At 72.7% G+C, this 20,062-nt stretch carries 17 protein-coding genes; 7 read left to right on the top strand and 10 right to left on the bottom strand.

The features are described from left to right. Nucleotides 1–139: 139 nt before the first annotated feature. The 3 genes from ACZ7G3_RS02315 to ACZ7G3_RS02305 all read right to left on the bottom strand — a co-directional run bounded on the left by ACZ7G3_RS02315 (nucleotide 140) and on the right by ACZ7G3_RS02305 (nucleotide 5,685). On the bottom strand, nucleotides 140–3,529 hold the full coding sequence (locus tag ACZ7G3_RS02315; protein WP_470922886.1) for a S8 family peptidase: 3,390 nt from the start codon (nucleotides 3,527–3,529) through the stop codon (nucleotides 140–142). 330 nt (nucleotides 3,530–3,859) lie between these two features. Then, nucleotides 3,860–5,107 (bottom strand): L,D-transpeptidase, encoded by a 1,248-nt coding sequence (locus ACZ7G3_RS02310; RefSeq protein WP_426597052.1) that lies wholly within the window; start codon nucleotides 5,105–5,107, stop codon nucleotides 3,860–3,862. Between the two features lie 224 nt (nucleotides 5,108–5,331). Continuing rightward, on the bottom strand, nucleotides 5,332–5,685 hold the full coding sequence (locus ACZ7G3_RS02305) for a hypothetical protein (protein WP_470922885.1): 354 nt from the start codon (nucleotides 5,683–5,685) through the stop codon (nucleotides 5,332–5,334). Between the two features lie 109 nt (nucleotides 5,686–5,794). On the opposite strand from ACZ7G3_RS02305, the gene ACZ7G3_RS02300 reads away from it, so the two are divergent. Beyond that, entirely contained in the window at nucleotides 5,795–6,112 is a 318-nt protein-coding gene (locus ACZ7G3_RS02300) for a hypothetical protein (RefSeq protein WP_470922884.1), read from the top strand. 137 nt (nucleotides 6,113–6,249) lie between these two features. On the opposite strand, the gene hutH is transcribed toward ACZ7G3_RS02300, so the two are convergent. The 3 genes from hutH to ACZ7G3_RS02285 all read right to left on the bottom strand — a co-directional run bounded on the left by hutH (nucleotide 6,250) and on the right by ACZ7G3_RS02285 (nucleotide 10,026). Continuing rightward, nucleotides 6,250–7,818: a histidine ammonia-lyase gene (gene hutH / locus ACZ7G3_RS02295; protein ID WP_470923184.1), complete on the bottom strand. Its 1,569-nt coding sequence runs from the start codon at nucleotides 7,816–7,818 to the stop codon at nucleotides 6,250–6,252. Nucleotides 7,819–7,913: 95 nt separating this feature from the next. After that, a complete protein-coding gene (locus tag ACZ7G3_RS02290; protein ID WP_470922883.1) occupies nucleotides 7,914–9,062 on the bottom strand; it encodes a GGDEF domain-containing protein in 1,149 nt (382 codons plus the stop codon). Nucleotides 9,063–9,225: 163 nt separating this feature from the next. Beyond that, nucleotides 9,226–10,026, bottom strand: coding sequence for an enoyl-CoA hydratase/isomerase family protein (locus tag ACZ7G3_RS02285; RefSeq protein ID WP_470922882.1), 801 nt, complete (start codon nucleotides 10,024–10,026; stop codon nucleotides 9,226–9,228). A 224-nt stretch (nucleotides 10,027–10,250) separates the two neighbouring features. Here ACZ7G3_RS02285 and ACZ7G3_RS02280 point away from each other — a divergent pair, with 224 nt between their 5' ends. Next, entirely contained in the window at nucleotides 10,251–10,928 is a 678-nt protein-coding gene (locus tag ACZ7G3_RS02280) for a hypothetical protein (RefSeq protein ID WP_470922881.1), read from the top strand. A 133-nt stretch (nucleotides 10,929–11,061) separates the two neighbouring features. On the opposite strand, the gene ACZ7G3_RS02275 is transcribed toward ACZ7G3_RS02280, so the two are convergent. Next, complete coding sequence (locus ACZ7G3_RS02275) at nucleotides 11,062–12,213, bottom strand: adenylate/guanylate cyclase domain-containing protein (protein WP_470922880.1); 1,152 nt, start codon at nucleotides 12,211–12,213, stop codon at nucleotides 11,062–11,064. A 140-nt stretch (nucleotides 12,214–12,353) separates the two neighbouring features. Further along, nucleotides 12,354–13,220: a biotin--[acetyl-CoA-carboxylase] ligase gene (locus ACZ7G3_RS02270; protein WP_470922879.1), complete on the bottom strand. Its 867-nt coding sequence runs from the start codon at nucleotides 13,218–13,220 to the stop codon at nucleotides 12,354–12,356. A 112-nt stretch (nucleotides 13,221–13,332) separates the two neighbouring features. Here ACZ7G3_RS02270 and ACZ7G3_RS02265 point away from each other — a divergent pair, with 112 nt between their 5' ends. From ACZ7G3_RS02265 to ACZ7G3_RS02250, 4 genes are all read left to right on the top strand, one after another. Next, nucleotides 13,333–14,925, top strand: coding sequence for an acyl-CoA carboxylase subunit beta (locus ACZ7G3_RS02265; protein WP_470922878.1), 1,593 nt, complete (start codon nucleotides 13,333–13,335; stop codon nucleotides 14,923–14,925). A gap of 10 nt (nucleotides 14,926–14,935) precedes the next feature. Next, complete coding sequence (locus tag ACZ7G3_RS02260) at nucleotides 14,936–15,142, top strand: acyl-CoA carboxylase epsilon subunit (RefSeq protein WP_470922877.1); 207 nt, start codon at nucleotides 14,936–14,938, stop codon at nucleotides 15,140–15,142. A 110-nt stretch (nucleotides 15,143–15,252) separates the two neighbouring features. Continuing rightward, on the top strand, nucleotides 15,253–15,381 hold the full coding sequence (gene mmpB / locus ACZ7G3_RS02255) for a morphogenic membrane protein MmpB (protein ID WP_426597061.1): 129 nt from the start codon (nucleotides 15,253–15,255) through the stop codon (nucleotides 15,379–15,381). A 48-nt stretch (nucleotides 15,382–15,429) separates the two neighbouring features. Then, on the top strand, nucleotides 15,430–16,053 hold the full coding sequence (locus tag ACZ7G3_RS02250; RefSeq protein WP_426597062.1) for a Maf family protein: 624 nt from the start codon (nucleotides 15,430–15,432) through the stop codon (nucleotides 16,051–16,053). Here ACZ7G3_RS02250 and ACZ7G3_RS02245 read toward each other — a convergent pair. Beyond that, complete coding sequence (locus ACZ7G3_RS02245; protein ID WP_470922876.1) at nucleotides 16,022–16,501, bottom strand: hypothetical protein; 480 nt, start codon at nucleotides 16,499–16,501, stop codon at nucleotides 16,022–16,024. The genes ACZ7G3_RS02250 and ACZ7G3_RS02245 overlap by 32 nt on opposite strands. A gap of 430 nt (nucleotides 16,502–16,931) precedes the next feature. Between ACZ7G3_RS02245 and ACZ7G3_RS02240 the strand changes: the two genes are divergently transcribed. After that, the gene (locus ACZ7G3_RS02240) at nucleotides 16,932–18,704 is read left to right on the top strand and encodes an acetyl/propionyl/methylcrotonyl-CoA carboxylase subunit alpha (protein ID WP_470922875.1); all 1,773 of its coding nucleotides are present in this window, start codon (nucleotides 16,932–16,934) and stop codon (nucleotides 18,702–18,704) included. 267 nt (nucleotides 18,705–18,971) lie between these two features. Here ACZ7G3_RS02240 and ACZ7G3_RS02235 read toward each other — a convergent pair whose 3' ends face one another. Next, nucleotides 18,972–19,979 (bottom strand): DeoR/GlpR family DNA-binding transcription regulator, encoded by a 1,008-nt coding sequence (locus ACZ7G3_RS02235; RefSeq protein ID WP_470922874.1) that lies wholly within the window; start codon nucleotides 19,977–19,979, stop codon nucleotides 18,972–18,974. Nucleotides 19,980–20,062: the final 83 nt, after the last annotated feature.

The following is a 20,062-nucleotide window of genomic DNA, read 5'->3' as shown; positions in this document are numbered from 1 at the left end:
CCCGGGTCGAGCGGCAGCGACTCGTGCGGGATCGCCCAGGAGGTCGGCGAGGGAAACGCGGTGCGGTGCCGCACGCGGCGGCGGCACAGCGGCCCGGCCGGGGCCGTCGGCTCCGGCCAGGCCGTTCGCGTGGCGCGGCCTACCTGCCGTGGTACGCGTCGTAGATCGTGATCACCGACTCGTTCTGCTTCTTGTCGGTGATCGTGGCACGGAAGGAGACGGACTTCCCCTTCGCCGGGTTCCTGACGGTGACCTTGCCCTTCTTGACCGTGGCCTTCTTCCAGGTCTTGCCGTGGTCGTAGGACAGGTGCACGGTGAGGGACTTGAGGTTGCGGCCCGCGGCGGCGCCCTCGACGGTGACCGGGACGGTGACCCGCTTGCCTGCCGTGACCCTGCTGTCCAGGCCGGTGGCCGCTGCGAAGCGGGCGGTGGAGGCGGGCAGCTTGGTGAGTTCGGCCGTCTGCTCGGAGCGGAACGTCCAGCTCGCGTCGATGCGGCTGGAGGCCGCGGCGACCTCCGCGGACCGCTTGACCGACGTCGTCAGCCGGTACCGGGCGTCACCGGAGGGGACCTCGAACCCGTCCTCGCCGAAGAGCGGGTCCTGGTGGGAGCCGACCTTGGTGCCGTTGCGGTAGAGCGTGGTGGCGACCGAGGTGAAGGCCGAGGAGCCCGCGTGACCCTTGCCGTCGGCGAAGAGCGGGAGGGCGCCGGTGATGGTGTCGCCGTCGCGGTAGAGGCCGACGTCCGAGGTGAGGCGCGGACCGAAGACGGCCGTGTTGAAGGTCGCCGTGTAGCTCTTGCCCGCCTTGTAGCGCTGGGGCGTTCCGAGCGTGTAGCCGGCCTCGACGGTCGGGAAGCCCTCGGCGTCCCGGCCGCCGTACTGCTCGAAGCCGAGGTTCCACGTCACGCCGCCCCCGGTGGACAGGTGCAGGGTGCGGATGCCGGGCAGGGGCTGCTCGATGCCGATCGAGGAGCCGCCGAAGCCGCCGGGCAGCCAGCCGACCGCGGAGACCGCGCCCTTCTTCCCGCTCGCGGAGGCGCCGAGGCCGGCCTTGAGGGTGGCCAGCTCGCCCGCCTTGTAGTGCCGGGTGTGGCCGGTGGCGAGCTGTTCGGTCCTGCCGCCGGCGACCAGGTCGTACTGCTCCGTGGCGCTCTTGCTCCAGTGGCCGTCCCACTGCTGGCTGAGCGAGCCGTCGGTGATCCGCGGGCCGAGGTGCCTGGTGCGCAGGCCCTCGTAGGTGTCCAGCCACCAGCCGAAGCCGTAGTGGCCGTCGCCCGTCTCCACCGTGAAGTCGACGGCGGCGAGTTCGGGCTTCGCGGCCTTGTCCGGGACGGTGATGTTCACCGGCTTCGCGGTGCGCGCGTCCAGGGTGACGGTGGTGTTCCCGGTGACGTCCAGTTTCGGCTGGGCGAGCCAGTCGGCGCCCTTCCAGGTCCCCGGGTCGTCGCTCACGCGGATCGCGGAGTTGAGGATGTAACCGCCCTTGGGCACGCGGACGGTGACGGTGCCGTCGGCCTCGTACGGAGTGACCCAGAGGTCCTTGCCGAGGCCGGAGGTGCCGGCCAGGTCGATCTCGTAGTTCGGGGTCGGTTTTCCGTCGCGGCCGATGACCTTCAGGGTGACCTCGTGCGTCTCCACCTCGCGGTGTACGGCGGCGGCGGTGCGGACGGTCTGCCCGCCGCCGTCCGCCGTGACGTACGCGGAGTAGGTGCCGTCGACGGTGCCGCCGAGCCGGGTGTCGGCGGTGAGGGCCACGGAGGCCCTGCCGCCCGCCGGGACGGTGACCGAGGTGGCGCCCAGCTCGAAGAAGCCCGCGGGGGCCGCCTCGCCCCTGGGGTCGGTCGCGGTCGACGTCAGCCTGAGCGTGACGTCCTCGGTGCCGAGGTTGCGGTACGTCAGCTGCTTGGTGACCGGCTTGTCGTCGGTGTGCGGCCACTGCTGGGTGCCGAAGGCGGCCGACACCGGCTCGGCGATCACGGTCTGCCCGATCGCTCGGTCGACCTGGACGCGGCCCGAACCCTGCTGGAAGGGCGTGTACGCGCCGCCCTTCGCCGATCCCGTCAGCGCGCCCTTCAGCTCGGCGTACGTCCAGTCGGGGTGCTGCTGCTTGAGGAGGGCCGCGGCGCCCGCGACGTGCGGGGTCGCCATCGACGTACCGGAGATGGTGACGTATCCGGCGGGCTTCTCGCCCTCCTCGCGGGCGAGGACGCTGTCCTTCGCGGAGGCGGCGGTGATGTCGACGCCCGGGGCGGTCACGTCGGGCTTGATCGCGCCGTCGAGGCCGGGGCCGGTGCTGGAGAAGGAGGCGAGCTCGTCCCCGTCGTCGACCGCGCCGACGGTCAGTGCGGCGGCGGCGCTGCCCGGGGAGCCGACGGTGCGGTCGCCGAGTTCACCGTCGTTGCCGGCGGCGATGGCGAAGAGGATGCCCTTCTCCTCGGAGAGCCGGTTGACCTCGGCTTCCAGCGGGTCGATCTCCGGGGTGTCGCCGCCGCCGAGGCTGAGGTTGACGACGTCGGCGCCCTGCGCGGCCGCCCACTCCATGCCGGCGAGGATGCCGGAGTCGTCACCGAAGCCGTCGTCGTCGAGCACCTTGCCGTTGAGCAGCTTGGCGCCGGGGGCCACGCCCTTGTACGCGGCGCCCCCCTTCGCGCCGGTGCCGGCGCCGGTGCCGGCGGCGGTGGAGGCGACGTGGGTGCCGTGGCCGTGCCGGTCGGTGGCGTCGGGCGAGAGGGAGAAGTTCTTGGACGCGACGACCTGGTTCTTCAGGTCGGGGTGGGTGGCGTCGACGCCGGTGTCCAGTACGGCGATCTTCACGCCCTTGCCGTCGTAGCCGGCGGCCCATGCCTCGGGGGTGCCGATCTGCGGGACGGACCGGTCGAGGCTGGCCCTGCGGACGCCGTCGAGCCAGACGTGCGCGATGCCGGAGGCGGTCTTCCCGCCGTCGGTGACCGCGTCCCACAGCTCGGGCGCGTCCTCGTGCGGGGTCTGTACGGCGTCGGCGTTCAGGGAGGTCAGGGAGCGGCGGAGGGTGCCCGCGTCGCGGACGTCGGCCTTGGTGGCCTTGGCGCCGCCCCGGTAGCCGACGATGACCTTCAGGCCGTTCCGCTGGGCCTTCCGGGTCGTCGCCTTGTTCAGTTCGGTGATGTCGAAGAGGCGCCGGTCCAGTCTGCCGGTGGCGACCAGGCGGGCGGCGTCGGCCGGGACGACGAGGGTGTGCCCGCCGGCCCTGCGGATCTGGACGGGTATGTGCTCGCGGCCCTCGGCCCGCTCCAGACCGACGACGCGGCCCTTGGCGTCGACGGCGACCCGGTCGCCGGTGATCAGTGTGACGCGGTTCCTGACGGTGCCGGCGGCGGCCTGTGCGGCACCGGCCGGCGCCGCCGCGGCGCGGGCGGGCGCCGCCGTACGGTCCCCGTCCGCCGTCCGTGCCCCGTCCGCCGCGGCCGGGCTGGTCATGCCCGCCGCGAGGGCCGCGGCGGCCGCCGTGGCGACCGTGGCCGCGCGGGCCCTTTTCACTTGTCTGCGCAACGTTCCCCCTTGCGGAAGTACCGGGAGAATTCCCCGTTCACCCGGCCGGGGGTGGTCTCGCACGCGTGTGCTCCCCCGGAACTCGGAGTATGTCGAGGGGAGATCAACCGCTCAAGGGCGGAAGCGGCGGCGGCGGGGACGGTCGGGAAACCGCCTGCCAACTGTTACGAGACCGCCGCCCGGCGTTACGTGTTCGCGCGAACTCCGTGATGTGTTCGCGCGAACTCCGCGACGCGTCAAGGGGGTTGAACGCCGGACGCCCGCCACCCCGGTACGGGGCGACGGGCGTCGGACGGTGCGAAGTCGCCGTGCGGCGTGGTGCGTTCGGCGTCAGACCGCCGAACCCGCCTTCCACTGGGCCCAGTCCATGTTCCAGCCGTTGAGGCCGTTGTCCGGGGCGATGGTCTTGTCGCCGGTGTTCTGGACGACGACCACGTCACCGACGATGGAGTTGTCGTAGAACCAGGCGCCCGGCGTGTTCGGGTCGTCGGCGCCCTGGGTGTCGGCCAGGCCCACGCAGCCGTGGCTGGTGTTGGCCTTGCCGAAGATGCCCTTGCCCCAGTAGTTGCCGTGGATGAAGGTGCCGGAGGTGCTCAGGCGCATGGCGTGGGGCACGTCCTTGATGTCGTACTCGCCCTCGCCGTCGTCGTCGGTGAAGCCGACGGTCGCGCCGTTCATCCGGGTCTCCTTGAACTTCTCGGAGATCACCATCTGACCTTCGTAGGTCTTGTTCTCGGGGGAGCCGGCGGAGATCGGGATGGTCTTGACGGTCTTGCCGTCCTGCGTGACCTTCATCTGCTTGGTCTTCGCGTCGACGTACGAGACCTGGTTGCGGCCGATCTTGAAGGTGACCGACTTCTGCTGGACGCCGTAGACGCCCTCGGCGCCCTCGACCCCGTCGAGCGCCAGCTTGAGGGTGACGGTCGCGCCCTCCTGCCAGTAGTCCTGGGGGCGGCAGTCCATGCGCTGGGTGCTGAACCAGTGGCAGGAGACTTCCTGGCCGCTGGTGGTGTTGACCGTGATGCCCTTCTGGACGGCGGCCTTGTCGGTGATCTCCTTGTCGAAGTTGATCGACACGGGCATGCCGACGCCGACGGTGGTGCCGTCGTCCGGGGTGAAGGTGCCGATGAAGCTGTTCTTCTGGGAGACCGTGGTGAACGAGGCGTTCTCGTGGGCGGCGCGGCCCTCCGAGTCCGTCGCGGTCGCCGTCACCTTGTAGGTGGTGGCCCGCTCCAGCTGGCCGCTGGGCTTCCAGCTGGTCTTGTCGGCGGATATCTCGCCGCTGACCACGGTGCCGTCGTTGGCGGTCATCTTCACCTCGGTGAGCGTGCCCTTGCTCACCGTGACGCCCGCGGAGTTGTTGATGGAGGCGTTGTCCGAGTTGTCCTTTGGCGTGATCTTGATCTGGGCCTCGGACGCCTTCTTGGCCGCCGCCTTGTCGGCCTCGGCCTGCGAGGTCTTGCCGTCCCCACCCCCGGAGGTGTCGGCGTCGCTACTGGAACATGCCGTGAGCACCAGCACACCGCCGAGCAGTGCGGACGCGGCCACCAGGCCCTTGCGCCGCTTACCGTCCGTCATCACACGTTTCTCCATCGTTGCCGATTCCGGAAACCCCGAGATTCCCCGTCAAGAACTTCCAACGCTACGACCGGTTCGTCCCGTTCCACATCGCTCGCATGTGTGGGGCATACCACGTTCACCGAAGAAGAGGGGCGATGCGGGGGCCGGTCGGCGCGCCCCGTGAGACGACGAAACCCCGGGCGGTGGTTGCCGCCCGGGGTCACGTATTTCCCCACACTGCGTCAGCCGACCGTCATCTCATCGTCTTCCGGGTCGTTCTCGTCGCCATCTTCCTCGCCGAGGTCCCATTCGGGCGAATCGGGGTCGTAGTCGATCAGCTCGCTGCTCCAGGAGGCCTGCTGGAGGTCGACTCCGGGCACCTGGCTGACCAGGTCGAACGGATCCACGAGATGGGCCAGCGCCTCGGCGGTGTCCTCCGTCACAGCGCGCTCGGCGTGGGTCCGTTCCGCGTCGGACAGGTCGGCGTCGTCGGTGAGCGACTGGAGGGCGGCCCCGGTGACGGCCTCCTCGTCGTCGACCTCGAGGACGAGATCGACACGGATCCGTACAAATCGTGATGTCTCTGGAGTGCTCATGCCCGGAGCGTAAGGCCGGCCGCTCCCGTGACTTTCCTGTGACCCGCGACTTTCACTAACATCTGCCCACACGGCCAATTCGCCAGCGCCACAAGGGGATCGATATTCCGTGTCATCCGCTCGCCGCCCGTTGCTGACCGCCGCCGCCGCAGGCGGCCTGCTGTGCGCCATGTGGTTCGTCCCGTCCGCGAACGCGACCCCCGACACACCCGTGCTCAATTCCGCGTTCACGAGCCCGTCCCCGCAGGTCACCGAGCAGGCCAGAGTCGCGTCCACGGACACGGCGGTCACCGGTGAGGGCACGACCCGCCTGGCCGACACCGGAAGCTTCGACAGCACGCCGTACGTCGTCGGCGGTGCGCTGTGCCTCGGTCTCGGGGTCGGCTTCGTCGGGTATTCGGTGCGCCGGGAACGTCTCGGCCTTTGACAGTCCTTGACGTTCTTTTGGGTTTTTTGACCTGGCGAGGACGTCGACTGCTCAGAGGCAGTGCCAGGCAGTGCCAGGCAGTGCGGTAGGGCCCCGTCAGTCATCCCGACGGGGCCCCGCGTGCTGCGCCGGTTCCGCTAGCGCAGCGGCCCGGTGACCGTCTCCGCCGCCGCGACCAGGTGCCCGGCGCGCACGAACGCGTCCGCCGCCGCGAGGTCGGGCGCCAGGTAGCGGTCCGGCCCGGGACCCTCGACACCGGCCGCCCGTACGGCGTCGATGACGGCCCGCGAGGCCGGGGCCGGGGTGAGACCCTCGCGGAGCTGGAGCGCGCGCGTGGCGGCGTACAGCTCGACGGCGATCACGCGCGTGAGGTTGTCGACGGCCGTGCGCAGCTTGCGCGCCGCCGACCAGCCCATCGACACGTGGTCCTCCTGCATCGCGGAGGACGGGATCGAGTCCGCCGAGGCGGGTACGGCCAGCCGCTTCAACTCGCTGACCAGGGCGGCCTGCGTGTACTGGGCGATCATGAGGCCGGAGTCGACGCCGGCGTCGTCGGCGAGGAACGGCGGCAGGCCGTGGCTGCGGTTCTTGTCCAGCAGCCGGTCGGTGCGCCGCTCGGCGATGGAGCCGAGGTCCGCGACGGCGACGGCGAGGAAGTCGAGGACGTAGGCGACCGGGGCGCCGTGGAAGTTGCCGTTCGACTCCACCCGCCCTCCCCCAGTGCCGAAAGCCTGGGAGGTACCCCCAGGCAGGACGACCGGGTTGTCCACGGCCGCCGCCAGCTCGCGCTCGGCGACCAGGCCGGCGTGGGCCATGGTGTCGCGTCCGGCGCCGGCGACCTGCGGGGCGCAGCGCACCGAGTAGGCGTCCTGGACGCGGGGGGCGTCGTCCTGGTGGTGCCCGGTCAGGCCGGAGCCCTTGAGTACGGCGAGCATGTTGGCGGCGCTGGCGGCCTGCCCGGGGTGCGGGCGGATGGCGTGCAGCTCGGGGGCGAGTACGCGGTCGGTGCCGAGCAGGGCCTCCATGGTCAGCGCGGCGGTGATGTCTGCGGACTTGTAGAGGGTGTCGAGGTCGGCGAGGGCCATGACCAGCATGCCGAGCATGCCGTCGGTGCCGTTGAGGAGGGCGAGGCCCTCCTTCTCGCGCAGCTCGACGGGGGTGATCCCGTGCTCGGCGAGCAGTTCGCCGGCCGGCCGTACGGTGCCGTCGGGGCCCTCCGCGTCCCCCTCGCCCATGAGGGTCAGCGCGCAGTGCGACAGCGGGGCGAGGTCACCGGAGCAGCCGAGGGAGCCGTACTCGTGCACGACCGGGGTGATCCCGGCGTTCAGCACGTCCGCCATGGTCTGCGCGACCTCGGGGCGGACGCCGGTGCGCCCGGAGCAGACGGTCTTCAGCCGCAGGAACATCAGCGCGCGGACCACCTCGCGCTCGACCCGCGGCCCCATCCCTGCGGCGTGCGAGCGGACGATGTTGCGCTGCAACTGGGCCCGCAGGTCCGGGCTGATGTGCCGGGTCGCCAGGGCGCCGAAACCGGTGCTCACGCCGTACACGGGGTCCGGCTTGGCGGCCAGCGCGTCCACGATCCCGCGGGCCGCGGCCAGGGCGGCCACCGCGTCGTCGGAGAGCTCGACCCGGGCGCCGGCGCGCGCCACGGCGAGGACGTCGGACGCCGTGACCCCGGAGGTCCCCACCACCACACTGTGCATATCCATATTCAGGAGCGTACGCACTGAATTCGATGATGTCACGAGGGAGGTACGTCACCAGCGGGCCCCCGTTTCACCCCTTACCGGCGCCGGCCCTACGGTGAGTGCCGCCCGCGGAAGCGCCTGCGCTCCCCGTCCTCCTCCCGGGACGGCTCGTCCGCGAGCCGCACGACGGGGTCGTCGGGTCCCTCGCGGCCGGCGACGACCGGTCCGGCCGACCGTTCGGCCTTGGCGCGGTACTGGGCGGCGTCGGCGAGCCGGAACAGCCGGCGGGCGGAACGAACGGGCCCCACGGGGTCCTCCGTGGACGCGACCCCGCAGGCCACGCCGTCACCGAGCTCCAGTTCGGCCGCCCGGCGGCACAGCTCCTCGGCCGCCTTGACCACCTCGTCGGCGGGCGGCCCGACCGCCAGGAGGCAGAACTCGTCACCGCCGAGCCGCGCCGCGAGCGCCCCCGGCAGCATCGCCCCGCACAGCGACAGCACCGACCCGAAACGCTCCAGGAGCCGGTCGCCGACGGCGTGCCCGTGCGTGTCGTTCACTCGCTTGAGGCCGTTCAGGTCGCATACGGCGAGACTGACGACGACGTCCTCCTCGCGGTGCCGCTCGACGGCCTCGTCCAGGGCGGAGTCGACGGCACGGCGGTTGGCCAGCCCCGTGAGGGCGTCGGTGAACGCGAGGCGCCGGACCTCCTCAAGCCGCTCGGTCTGCGCGATCCCGGCGGCGACGACCGACGCCAGCACGGTGGCGAAGTCGGCGTCGGCCCGCCCGAAGACCCGCTCCCCCACCGGACGGGCCACGTACAGCTCGCCCCAGGCGCGGCCGTGCAGCACGATCGGCGCGACCACACAGCAGCCGCGCCCCCGGCGGCGCAGTGCGGCGACGCGCTGATGGACGTATCCGGGACGCCCGGCGGCGGGCCCCTCGGCCGTCTCCACCCAGGCGTCGGGCTCACCGCCGCCGGCCCACCGCTCGTGCAGGAACTCGGTGATCTCCGCGAACTGGTGCACCGGGTAGGACTCGTCCTCCGGGAACTCCTCCTCGCCCTCGGCCAGCCGGCCGACGTTCACCAGGACCCGGAGGCGGCCCAGCTCGCGCTCCCACACCGACAGTGCGGCGAAGCTGCCGCCCAGCGCCAGGCACGCGCCGAGGGCCGCCGCCCGCCACGCGTCACGCGAGCTGTGCGCGGCGGCCATGCCCTGCGCCAACGCCACGACGGCCGCGAGCCGCCTGTCCTCACCCATCACTCCAGGCTAGGGAGATTCACGCCCGAACGGGACTCAAGCAGGGCGAACGGGGACGATCACCCTGCCGACACCGACACCGACACGGATACCGACACCGACACCGACATCGGCACCGATACGGGCAACGGCACCGGCACGGACGCCCGGCCGCGGAGCGCCCTCACTCCCCCGGCCACCGCGGCGCCCGCTTCTCGTTGAACGCCGCCACCCCCTCCGCCCGGTCCCCCGAGAACGCCACCGCCCGCCACGCCGCGTCCTCGACCTCCAGACCGGCCCGCAGATCCAGCCCGTGCCCGAGCCGCAGCGCGCGCTTGGCCGCCCGCAGCCCCACGGGCGAGTTCGCGGCCATCCGGGACGCCAGGTCCAGCGCCTCCGCCCGGTCCCGCCCCTCGTCGACCAGCTGGTCCACGAGCCCCAGCTCACGCGCTTCCCGGGCCTCCACCCGCCGCGCCGTGAAGACCAGCTCGGCGGGGGGCGCCGCCCCCACCCGCCTCGGCAGCAGCTGCGTACCGCCGCCGCCGGGAATCACCCCGACGGACACCTCGGGCAGCCCCACCACCGCCGTGGAGTCGGCCACGATCACGTCGCACGACAGCGCCAGCTCGAACCCGCCCCCCAGCGCGAACCCGTGCACGGCCGCGACCGTCGGCACCGGAAGCTCCAGCACCGCGGTGTACGCCGCCCGCGCCACCGGCCGCTGCCGCAGCAGATCGGCGTCGGAGAAGGAGTTGCGCTCCTTCAGGTCGGCCCCGACACAGAACGCCCGCTCGTGGGTCGAGGTCAGCACCACCACCCGTACGTCCCGGTCCTCGCCCAGCGCCGCGCACGCCGACCCGACGGACCGGGCCATCGCGGTGGAAACGGCGTTCATGGCCTTCGGCCGGTCGAGCGCGAGCTCCGCGACATGCCCGTCCGCGTGCCGCCGCACCAGGACGAACTCTCCGAACCGCTCCTCGCTCATGACACCCTCCGGTTAACGCGTGTTAACAGTCGACCACCCGATCATCGCAGGCGGGCCCGCGCGGCGGAAGGCCGGACGCGTCCGCGTGCCACCCCGCTCCGCCGCCTCGCGCCGCCCACCCGTTCGAGTGACATCCCCGCCGACCGCCGTACCCCGGCAGGCGGGAGCGCCTAGCCTCGCTCCGCCACGGCGCGGCGGGGGCGCGTGCGCACCGGGGAGGAATCATGACGACGACCGGCACAACCGGTACGACCGGCACGACCGGTACGACCGGTGCAACCGGCACACCGGCGGATCCGCAGCACCCGTGGGGACGCCGCGGCCGGCACCGCAGGCCCCGCCCCCGCAAGGCGCTCCTCGCCGTCGGCGGCCTCGCCCTGGCGGCCGGCACCCTGAGCTTCGTACGCCTGGTGTCCGGGCCCGGCGGCGACGTGGGCGGGATCGGCGCCGAGGCCGGGCCACGCGGAGAGGCGGGCGGGGCGCAGGGCGCCGCGTCGGACCGGACGACGACACCGTCAGCGGCGAGCACCGCCGGTTCGCCCGGGGCGGGTCCGTCGGCGACCTCGGCCATGGGCGGCCCGAGCGGTCTCCCGGGGCCGGGGCCCTCCGCGAACGGCCCGTCGGCGGTGCCCCCCTCCGCGACGACCGCCCCGGACACTCCGAACCCGAGCCGGGGAGCCCGGTCCCCCCTCACTCCGCAGCCGCCACAGCGGGCACAGCCGGGACAGCCAACCCGGCCCCCGCAGCCACCGCGGTCCGGTACGTCCGCGCCGCGCCCCACGCCGGCCCCGTCACCGACCCGCGGCACGCCGCCCGCGCCCGCCCCGGAACCCGGCAGCCCGGACCTGTGCGTGCCGGTCATCGGCCTGTGCGTGGACCGGGACCTGCTCGACGGCGACTGACAGCCGACGGTAGAAGCCCGACGGCTGGCGCCTGACGGGCTGACGGCTGCGGCTGCCGCTGACGGCTGCGGCTGACGGCTGCGGCTGACGGCTGACGCTGCTGACTGCTGAGGCCGACAGCTCCGGCGGCGCCCTACGACTCCCCGCCGTCACCCCGCCGCGTGAGCAGCCAGGGCTCGACCACGCCGAGGCCGCGCACCGGCCGCTGCCACATCGGCTGGAGCGCGAAGCGGTACGCGGGCGGCTCCTCGCCCTCCTTCTCCGCCGCGGCGGCCTCCTCGGCCGCCGCTGCCTCCGAGGCCGGGGCGTCCCGGGTACGGATCAGCTCCTCCGCGAAGGCGGCGTCGACGAGGACGGCGTCCCGGGGGGCTATCGAGGTCAGCCGGGAGGCCAGGTTGACGGTCGTACCGAAGACATCGCCCATCCGGGTGGTCACCGTGCCGAAGGCTATGCCGACGCGCAGTTCCGGCATGGTCTCGTCGTTCGCCATCGTCTCGATGAGGCGCAGGGCGATCTCGGCCGCCGTACCGGCGTCGTCGGCGGCGTAGAGCACCTCGTCGCCGAGGGTCTTGATCAGCCGTCCGCCGCGTGCGGCCACCAGGTCGGCGGCAGTGGTCTCGAAGGCCTCGACCAGCTCGCCGAGTTCCTCCTCCTCCATCCGGCGGGTCAGCCGGGTGAAGCCGACCAGGTCCGCGAAGCCGACCGCGAGACGCCGGTCCACCATCTCCTCGTCGTCACCGGCCTGGACGACCCGGCCGGCCGAGGCGGCGAGCTGGCGCCGCCAGACGTAGACGAGGAACTCCTGCAGTTCGGGCAGGAGCAGCTCGACGATGGGGTAGGTCACCTCGGTGCGCGTCATCCCGGGCTCCGGAGGCTCGGTCAGGCCCTCCAGGAAGGAGTCGATCTGCCACTCGGCCAACCGGGCCGTGGTCTGCCCGGTGGACCGGGCCACCTGCACCGCCATGGCCTCGCTGAGCAGCCCCGCCTCCACCAGGCCGGCCAGGCGCCGCAGGGCGAGGACGTCGGCCTCCGTGAGCGCCTTGACCTGGTTGATGTCGGCGAAGCCCATGGCCCGCCAGAACCGGGTGGCCAGTTCCATGGAGACGCCCGCGCTGCGGGCGGCCTGGAAGGGGGTGTAGCGGCGCTCGGCGCCCAGGATGAGCCCTTCGAGGCGCAGCGCGAGCGGGTCCTCGCCGGAGTCGCCGGAGTCGGCGGACCCCGGGCCGGGCTCGGGGTCCACCCGGCCGTCCCCGTCCGCGCCGGAGCCCGTGTCGTCGACGGTCACGCCTGCTGCCCTTCCGATCTGCTGCGGTCAGGTTCGACCGGCCCCAACTTTACGTCAGGTGTGCCCCAGCTCACTCCCGACGAGCCTGCGGCCGCAGCCTGCGGGTTCCCGTGCGACGGGGGCCGCACGGGCGGGCGTGCTCACGCCGGCCGCAGGTGCACGATGTCCCCCGCCCCCACCGGCTCCTGCATCCCCGCCTCCGTGGCCAGGACCAGCCTCCCGTCGCCGTCCACGGCCACCGCCTCCCCCACGAGCGACCGCTCCCCCGGGAGCTCCGCGCGCACGACCCGCCCGAGCGTCGCGCACCCCGCCGCGTACGTCTCCTGCAGTCCGCTGGCCGCCGGGTCGCCCCCCGCCGCCCGCCACCGCCCGTACCAGTCCTCCAGCGACCGCAGCACCCCGCGCAGCAGGGGGTCCCGGTCGGTGCTCACGGCCCCGGCCAGCGCGAGCGACCCGGCCCGTGCCACCGGGAGCTCGTCCGCCCGCAGGCTGACGTTGATGCCGACGCCGATGACGACCCCGTCGTCACCGGCCCGTTCGGCGAGGATGCCGCCCGCCTTGCGTTCCTCGTCGCCGACCGTCACCAGCAGGTCGTTGGGCCACTTCAGGGCCGTGTCGACGCCGGCGGCCCGGGACAGCGCGGTCGCGACCGCGACACCGGTGAGCAGCGGCAGCCAGCCCCAGCGGGCCACGGGCACCTCGGCGGGCCGCAGCAGTACGGAGAAGAAGAGCCCGGAGCGGGCGGGTGCCGTCCACTGCCGGTCCAGCCGGCCCCGCGCGGCGGTCTGCTCCTCGGCGACGAGGACGACCCCTTCCGCCTGCTTCCCCTCGGCGGCGCGGGCCACGAGGTCGGAGTTGGTGGAGCCGGTGCGCTGCACCACGTCCACCTGCCGCCACAGTCCGCCCTCCCGTACCAGCCCCCGGCGCAGGGCCGTGGTGTTGAGGGGCGGCCGGTCCAGGTCGGACCACCGGTTGCGGGGGGAGTCAGAGGCATCTCGGGGCGTCATGCAAGCCACGATAGGTGTGGGAAAGACCGCACTGCCGATCGGAAGGCCCCCCACTACTCTACGGATGAGTAACCGTCCGCACCCGTTTGAGCAGGCAGGGAGCCGCATCCCGATGTCCGAGCCGGAAGAGCAGCAGCCCGACATCCACACGACCGCGGGCAAGCTCGCGGATCTCAGGCGCCGTATCGAGGAAGCGACGCACGCCGGTTCCGCACGCGCCGTCGAGAAGCAGCACGCCAAGGGCAAGCTGACGGCCCGTGAGCGCATCGGTCTCCTGCTCGACGAGGGATCCTTCGTCGAACTGGACGAGTTCGCCCGGCACCGCTCCACCAGCTTCGGCCTGGACGCGAACCGCCCCTACGGCGACGGCGTCGTCACCGGTTACGGCACCGTCGACGGCCGCCCCGTCGCCGTCTTCTCGCAGGACTTCACGGTTTTCGGCGGGGCGCTGGGCGAGGTCTACGGCCAGAAGATCGTCAAGGTCATGGACTTCGCGCTGAAGACCGGCTGCCCGGTCATCGGCATCAACGACTCCGGCGGTGCCCGCATCCAGGAGGGCGTGGCCTCGCTCGGCGCGTACGGCGAGATCTTCCGCCGCAACACCCACGCCTCCGGCGTCATCCCGCAGATCAGCCTGGTCGTCGGCCCGTGCGCGGGCGGCGCGGTCTACTCCCCCGCGATCACCGACTTCACGGTCATGGTCGACCAGACCTCGCACATGTTCATCACCGGCCCGGACGTCATCAAGACGGTCACCGGCGAGGACGTCGGCTTCGAGGAACTGGGCGGCGCCCGCACCCACAACACCGCCTCCGGCGTGGCCCACCACATGGCGGGCGACGAGAAGGACGCCGTCGAGTACGTCAAGCAGCTGCTGTCGTACCTGCCGTCCAACAACCTCTCCGACCCGCCCGCCTTCCCCGAGGAGGCCGACCTCGCCGTCACCGACGAGGACGCCGGGCTGGACGTGCTCGTCCCGGACTCGGCGAACCAGCCGTACGACATGCACACCGTCATCGAGCACGTCCTCGACGACGCCGAGTTCCTCGAGACGCAGCCGCTGTTCGCGCCGAACATCCTCACCGGCTTCGGCCGCGTCGAGGGCCGCCCGGTGGGTGTCGTCGCCAACCAGCCGATGCAGTTCGCCGGGTGCCTGGACATCACCGCGTCCGAGAAGGCGGCCCGCTTCGTCCGCACCTGCGACGCCTTCAACGTGCCCGTCCTGACCTTCGTGGACGTCCCCGGCTTCCTGCCGGGCGTCGACCAGGAACACGACGGCATCATCCGCCGCGGCGCCAAGCTGATCTACGCCTACGCCGAGGCCACCGTCCCGCTCATCACGGTCATCACCCGCAAGGCCTTCGGCGGCGCCTACGACGTCATGGGCTCCAAGCACCTGGGCGCCGACCTCAACCTGGCCTGGCCCACCGCCCAGATCGCCGTCATGGGCGCCCAGGGCGCGGTCAACGTCCTGCACCGCCGCACCATCGCCGACGCGGGTGACGACGCCGAGGCCACCCGCGCCCGCCTGATCCAGGAGTACGAGGACGCCCTCCTCAACCCCTACGTCGCGGCCGAACGCGGCTACGTCGACGCGGTCATCATGCCGTCCGACACCCGGCGCCACATCGTCCGCGGCCTGCGTCAGCTGCGTACGAAGCGGGAATCCCTTCCCCCGAAGAAGCACGGCAACATCCCCCTGTAAGGAGCCTGACGTGATCAAGGTCGTACGGGGCAACCCCACCCCGGAGGAGCTGGCCGCCGCTCTGGCGGTGGTCCGCGCCCGCGCCGCGACGGCAGCCGCCGAGCCGTCCGGCGCCGAGGGGACGCGCGACGCGTGGTCCGACCCGTCCCGCATCGCGGGCCACCGGCTGCCCCACCCGGGTCCGGCGTCCTGGGGCCGCACCTACTGGCCGGGCTGAGACGTACGCCCCTGGGGCGCGAGGAACCGCCGCACAGCACGGCAACCCCGCGCCCCAAATAAGTACCCGTACTCAAGCGCCGCCCCGGGCCCGAGCCCCACGCTGGTGGCATGCTGTGGTCCGACCCCGAGAACGAGCCGCCCAAGGAACTGCGCGACATGCAGAACATGCTGCGGCGGCTGAGTGTCTTCCTGGCGGTGGCCATGGTCCTCGCGATGATCGTCATCGGCTCGAGCTGAGGCACCGGCGTCCCGGGCGGCCCCCGGCGCCGCCGATACCCTGGTCCCATGACAGACCAGCAGCCGCGCCGCCGACTCGTCCTCGCCTCCCAGTCCCCGGCCCGGCTCGGCCTGCTCCGCCAGGCCGGGCTCGCCCCCGAGGTGCTGGTGAGCGGCGTCGACGAGGACGCCGTCACCGCGCCCACCCCCGCCGAGCTGGCCCTCGCCCTCGCCGAGGCCAAGGCCTCCGTCGTGGCCGCGAAGCCGGAGGTGCACGGCGCCCTGGTGATCGGCTGCGACTCGGTGCTCGACCTGGACGGCCAGGCCCTCGGCAAGCCGGCGGACGCCGAGGAGGCCACCGCCCGCTGGAAGGCGATGCGCGGACGGGCGGGCACGCTCCAGACCGGGCACTGCATCTGGGACACCGCCTCCGGCCGCCACGTCTCGGCCACCGCCTCCACCGTCGTCCGCTTCGGTGAGCCGACCGACGAGGAGATCGCGGCCTACGTGGCCTCCGGCGAGCCCCTGTACGTCGCCGGGGCCTTCACCCTGGACGGCCGCTCGGCCCCGTTCGTCGACGGCATCGAGGGCGACCACGGGAACGTGATCGGCATCAGCCTGCCCCTCGTACGCCGGCTGCTCGCCGAGCTCGGGGTCGGCATCACGGAGTTGTGGGCGCCGACGGCGGGCTGACCGGGGAGCCGTCGTCGCCCCCGCGGTCCCCGGGGAGCCCTGCCGCGGGCTCCTCGCCCGCGTCGTAGGCCACCAGCAGCAGCACGATCAGGGCGAGCACGACGACCATGGACAGGAAGACCCGCGGGCCTGCCAGTCCCCAGGTGAAGGCCCCGAGCAGTCCGTGCACCACGGCGGCGCTGACCAGCAGGATCCGGCCGGGGCCCGCGGGCGGACGGTCGCGCAGTGCCACGAGCAGGGCGACCAGCCCGCAGAGGGCGAAGTAGAGCCCGAAGACGACACCGCCGATCTTCGACGACACGGACATCGCGTCCGGGTCGAGACCCGCCAGGGACATGTTCTGCCGGTCGACGACGACTCCGAGGAACCAGTTCAGCGCCGCGACGCCGGCCGCCTCCGCGAAGAGCACGACCGCCACGGTCCACGCCACCGGCCTGCGCACTGTCACCGGTCCCCGCCCCCTTTCGGCCGCTGCCGCACAGGACAGCCGGTTGCCCCGGGCGCGCCCGCCCGCCGCCCGGCCCGCCACCCCTCGGGGAGGCTCTCCGGGCCGTGCGTCTTCTTCGGCATCCGGAACGCTACTAACGGGTAAACCTCGCGACAAGGGGTCCGCGTCGGGCAAAGAATCATTGGGCCATTCGTAGGGACTCGACAAAGAAACCCGGTGGCACGCAGCACCCTCTTACAGAGACCTTGCCCACACCGGGGGGCTAGGGTTTCTCCGAGGAGTCCTGCGTATCGCGGTACGACAAGGGATTTCGCGGGTCGAGCGAGCCTCGAATCACGCTCCGTGTGGGCAAGCTCACCATTGGGGACGGGTCGAAGTGTCGTGTCGGCAGTCCCTAAACTCGGCTTGTTTCAAGGAGGGAGCCTCAATCGTGCGCAAGGTGCTCATCGCCAACCGTGGCGAAATCGCTGTCCGCGTGGCCCGGGCCTGCCGGGACGCCGGGATCGCGAGCGTGGCCGTCTACGCGGACCCGGACCGGGACGCTCTGCATGTCCGCGCCGCTGATGAGGCGTTCGCCCTGGGTGGTGACACCCCCGCCACCAGCTACCTGGACATCGAGAAGGTCCTGAAGGCGGCGCGCGAGTCGGGCGCGGACGCCATCCACCCCGGCTACGGATTCCTGTCCGAGAACGCCGAATTCGCCCAGGCCGTCCTGGACGCCGGCCTGATCTGGATCGGCCCGCCGCCGCAGGCCATCCGCGACCTGGGCGACAAGGTCGCCGCCCGCCACATCGCCCAGCGGGCCGGCGCCCCGCTGGTCGCGGGCACCCCGGACCCGGTCTCGGGCGCGGACGAGGTCGTCGCCTTCGCCGAGGAGCACGGCCTGCCGATCGCGATCAAGGCGGCGTTCGGCGGCGGCGGCCGCGGCCTGAAGGTCGCCCGCACCCTCGAAGAGGTCCCCGAGCTGTACGACTCCGCCGTCCGTGAGGCGGTGGCCGCGTTCGGCCGCGGGGAGTGCTTCGTCGAGCGCTACCTGGACAAGCCCCGCCACGTGGAGACCCAGTGCCTGGCCGACCAGCACGGCAACGTGGTCGTCGTCTCCACCCGTGACTGCTCGCTCCAGCGCCGCCACCAGAAGCTGGTGGAGGAGGCCCCGGCCCCCTTCCTGTCCGACGCGCAGGTGAAGGAGCTGTACGCGGCCTCCAAGGCGATCCTGAAGGAGGCCGGGTACGTCGGTGCGGGCACCGTGGAGTTCCTGGTCGGCGTGGACGGCACGATCTCCTTCCTGGAGGTCAACACCCGGCTCCAGGTCGAGCACCCGGTCACCGAGGAGGTCGCCGGCATCGACCTGGTCCGCGAGATGTTCCGCATCGCCGACGGTGAGGAACTCGGCTATGGCGACCCCGCCCTGCGCGGTCACTCCTTCGAGTTCCGCATCAACGGCGAGGACCCCGGCCGGGGCTTCCTCCCCGCTCCCGGCACCGTCACCGCCTTCAACCCGCCGGCCGGCCCCGGCGTCCGCCTGGACGCGGGCGTGGAGTCCGGGTCGGTGATCGGCCCGGCGTGGGACTCCCTGCTCGCGAAGCTGATCGTGACGGGCCGCACCCGCGCCGAGGCCCTCCAGCGTGCCGCCCGCGCCCTGGAGGAGTTCCAGGTCGAGGGCATGGCGACGGCGATCCCGTTCCACCGTGCGGTGGTCCGGGACCCGGCCTTCGCCCCGGAGCTGACCGGCTCCACCGACCCGTTCACGGTCCACACGCGCTGGATCGAGACGGAGTTCGTCAACGAGATCAAGCCCTTCACCGCGCCGGCCGGCGCCGAGGCCGACGAGGAGTCCGGCCGGGAGACGGTGGTCGTCGAGGTCGGCGGCAAGCGCCTGGAGGTCTCCCTCCCCTCGTCCCTCGGCATGAGCCTGGCCCGCACCGGCCTGGCGGCCGGCGCCAAGACCAAGCGGCGCGCGGCGAAGAAGTCCGGCCCGGCGGCCTCGGGCGACACCCTCGCCTCCCCGATGCAGGGCACCATCGTGAAGATCGCGGTGGAGGAGGGCCAGGAAGTCCAGGAAGGCGACCTGATCGTCGTCCTGGAGGCCATGAAGATGGAACAGCCCCTCAACGCCCACAAGTCCGGCACCGTCAAGGGCCTGGGCGCCGAGGTCGGCGCGTCCGTCACGTCGGGCGCGGCGATCTGCGAGATCAAGGACTGAGCGAAGGGCCGAGCGTCGGGCCTGACGGAGGCCCGACCGGGCCTGACGGAGGCCCAGCGTGGGCCCGACCGAGGCCCGACGAGGGCCTGACGCAGGCCGACGAGGACCCGACGGAGGCCTGGCGAGGACCCGACGTGGGCCCGACCGAGGCCCGACGGAGGCCTGAGGGCCGTGCGCACGTCCGGGGCGGGGGCGCCCGGTGGACCACAGCGGTCCGCCGGGCGCCCCCGCCGTTGGTGCCGGGGACGCGACGGACCGTGCGGTGGCTCAGCGTCGGCGCATGTCCGCGACGCGTGCCCGTTCCGCCCCGGCGTTCTGCTCACCCAGGGCCGTTGCCGACCGCAGGCCGGCCGCAGCTCCCGGGACCTGACGGCGCGGTCCCGGAAGCGGCACGTCCCGGCGCTGCTGGCGTGCCGGGACGGCATCACTGCCGGAGGTCCCCGAGACCCCCGGGGCCGCGGGGCCGCCTCCCGAGCCGGTCGCCGCTCCCCCCGACGCCCCGGTCACGGCGATCTGCACGCCCTGGTCGGCCAGGGCCTGGAGCTCGGTGGCGGCGCGGTCGTCGTGGGCGGCCGGCTCGTCCGTGACCAGGCGGGTGATGAGGTCCGTGGGCACGGTCTGGAACATGGTGTCCGTGCCCAGCTTGGAGTGGTCGGCGAGGACGACGACCTCGGCGGCGGCCTGCACCAGCGCGCGGTCGACGGACGCCGACAGCATGTTGGACGTGGACAGCCCCCGCTCCGCCGTCAGCCCGCTCCCGGACAGGAAGGCCTTGGACACCCGCAGCCCTTGCAGGGACTGCTCGGCGCCCGAACCGACCAGGGCGTAGTTGGACCCCCGCAGGGTGCCGCCGGTCATCACGACCTCGACCCGGTTGGCGTGGGCGAGGGCCTGGGCGACGAGCAGCGAGTTGGTGACGACGGTCAGGCCGGGCACCCGCGCGAGCCGGCGGGCCAGCTCCTGCGTGGTGGTGCCGGCCCCCACCACGATGGCCTCGCCCTCTTCGACGAAGCCCGCGGCGAGGTCGGCTATGGCCGTCTTCTCGGCGGTCGCGAGATGGGACTTCTGCGGGAAGCCGGACTCTCGCGTGAAGCCACCCGGCAGTACCGCACCACCGTGCCGGCGGTCGAGGAGTCCTTCTGCCTCCAGTGCGCGCACGTCCCGCCGTACGGTCACTTCGGAGGTCTGGACGACGCGGGCGAGCTCACGGAGCGACACGGCCCCGTTCGCTCGCACCATTTCGAGGATCAATTGGCGACGTTCTGCAGCGAACACGAAACTGACAGTAACCCCAACGACCGTCTGCTTTCAGCAGTATGCGCCGAATAACAGAAGTTGTTCGCAGGGCAGGGCGGGAA

This window comes from Streptomyces sp. NPDC037271 (genome assembly GCF_055603605.1).
Note: the sequence above shows the minus strand (reverse complement) of the source record. Positions and strands in the feature narration are given on the sequence as shown.

Coding starts and splice junctions, on each gene's coding strand:
- ACZ7G3_RS02310 (WP_426597052.1), bottom strand. CDS start 5,107: ATGACGGACGGTAAGCGGCGCAAGGGCCTGGTGGCCGCGTCCGCACTG.
- ACZ7G3_RS02305 (WP_470922885.1), bottom strand. CDS start 5,685: ATGAGCACTCCAGAGACATCACGATTTGTACGGATCCGTGTCGATCTC.
- hutH (WP_470923184.1), bottom strand. CDS start 7,818: ATGCACAGTGTGGTGGTGGGGACCTCCGGGGTCACGGCGTCCGACGTC.
- ACZ7G3_RS02290 (WP_470922883.1), bottom strand. CDS start 9,062: ATGGGTGAGGACAGGCGGCTCGCGGCCGTCGTGGCGTTGGCGCAGGGC.
- ACZ7G3_RS02285 (WP_470922882.1), bottom strand. CDS start 10,026: ATGAGCGAGGAGCGGTTCGGAGAGTTCGTCCTGGTGCGGCGGCACGCG.
- ACZ7G3_RS02280 (WP_470922881.1), top strand. CDS start 10,251: ATGACGACGACCGGCACAACCGGTACGACCGGCACGACCGGTACGACC.
- ACZ7G3_RS02270 (WP_470922879.1), bottom strand. CDS start 13,220: ATGACGCCCCGAGATGCCTCTGACTCCCCCCGCAACCGGTGGTCCGAC.
- ACZ7G3_RS02265 (WP_470922878.1), top strand. CDS start 13,333: ATGTCCGAGCCGGAAGAGCAGCAGCCCGACATCCACACGACCGCGGGC.
- mmpB (WP_426597061.1), top strand. CDS start 15,253: ATGCTGTGGTCCGACCCCGAGAACGAGCCGCCCAAGGAACTGCGCGAC.
- ACZ7G3_RS02250 (WP_426597062.1), top strand. CDS start 15,430: ATGACAGACCAGCAGCCGCGCCGCCGACTCGTCCTCGCCTCCCAGTCC.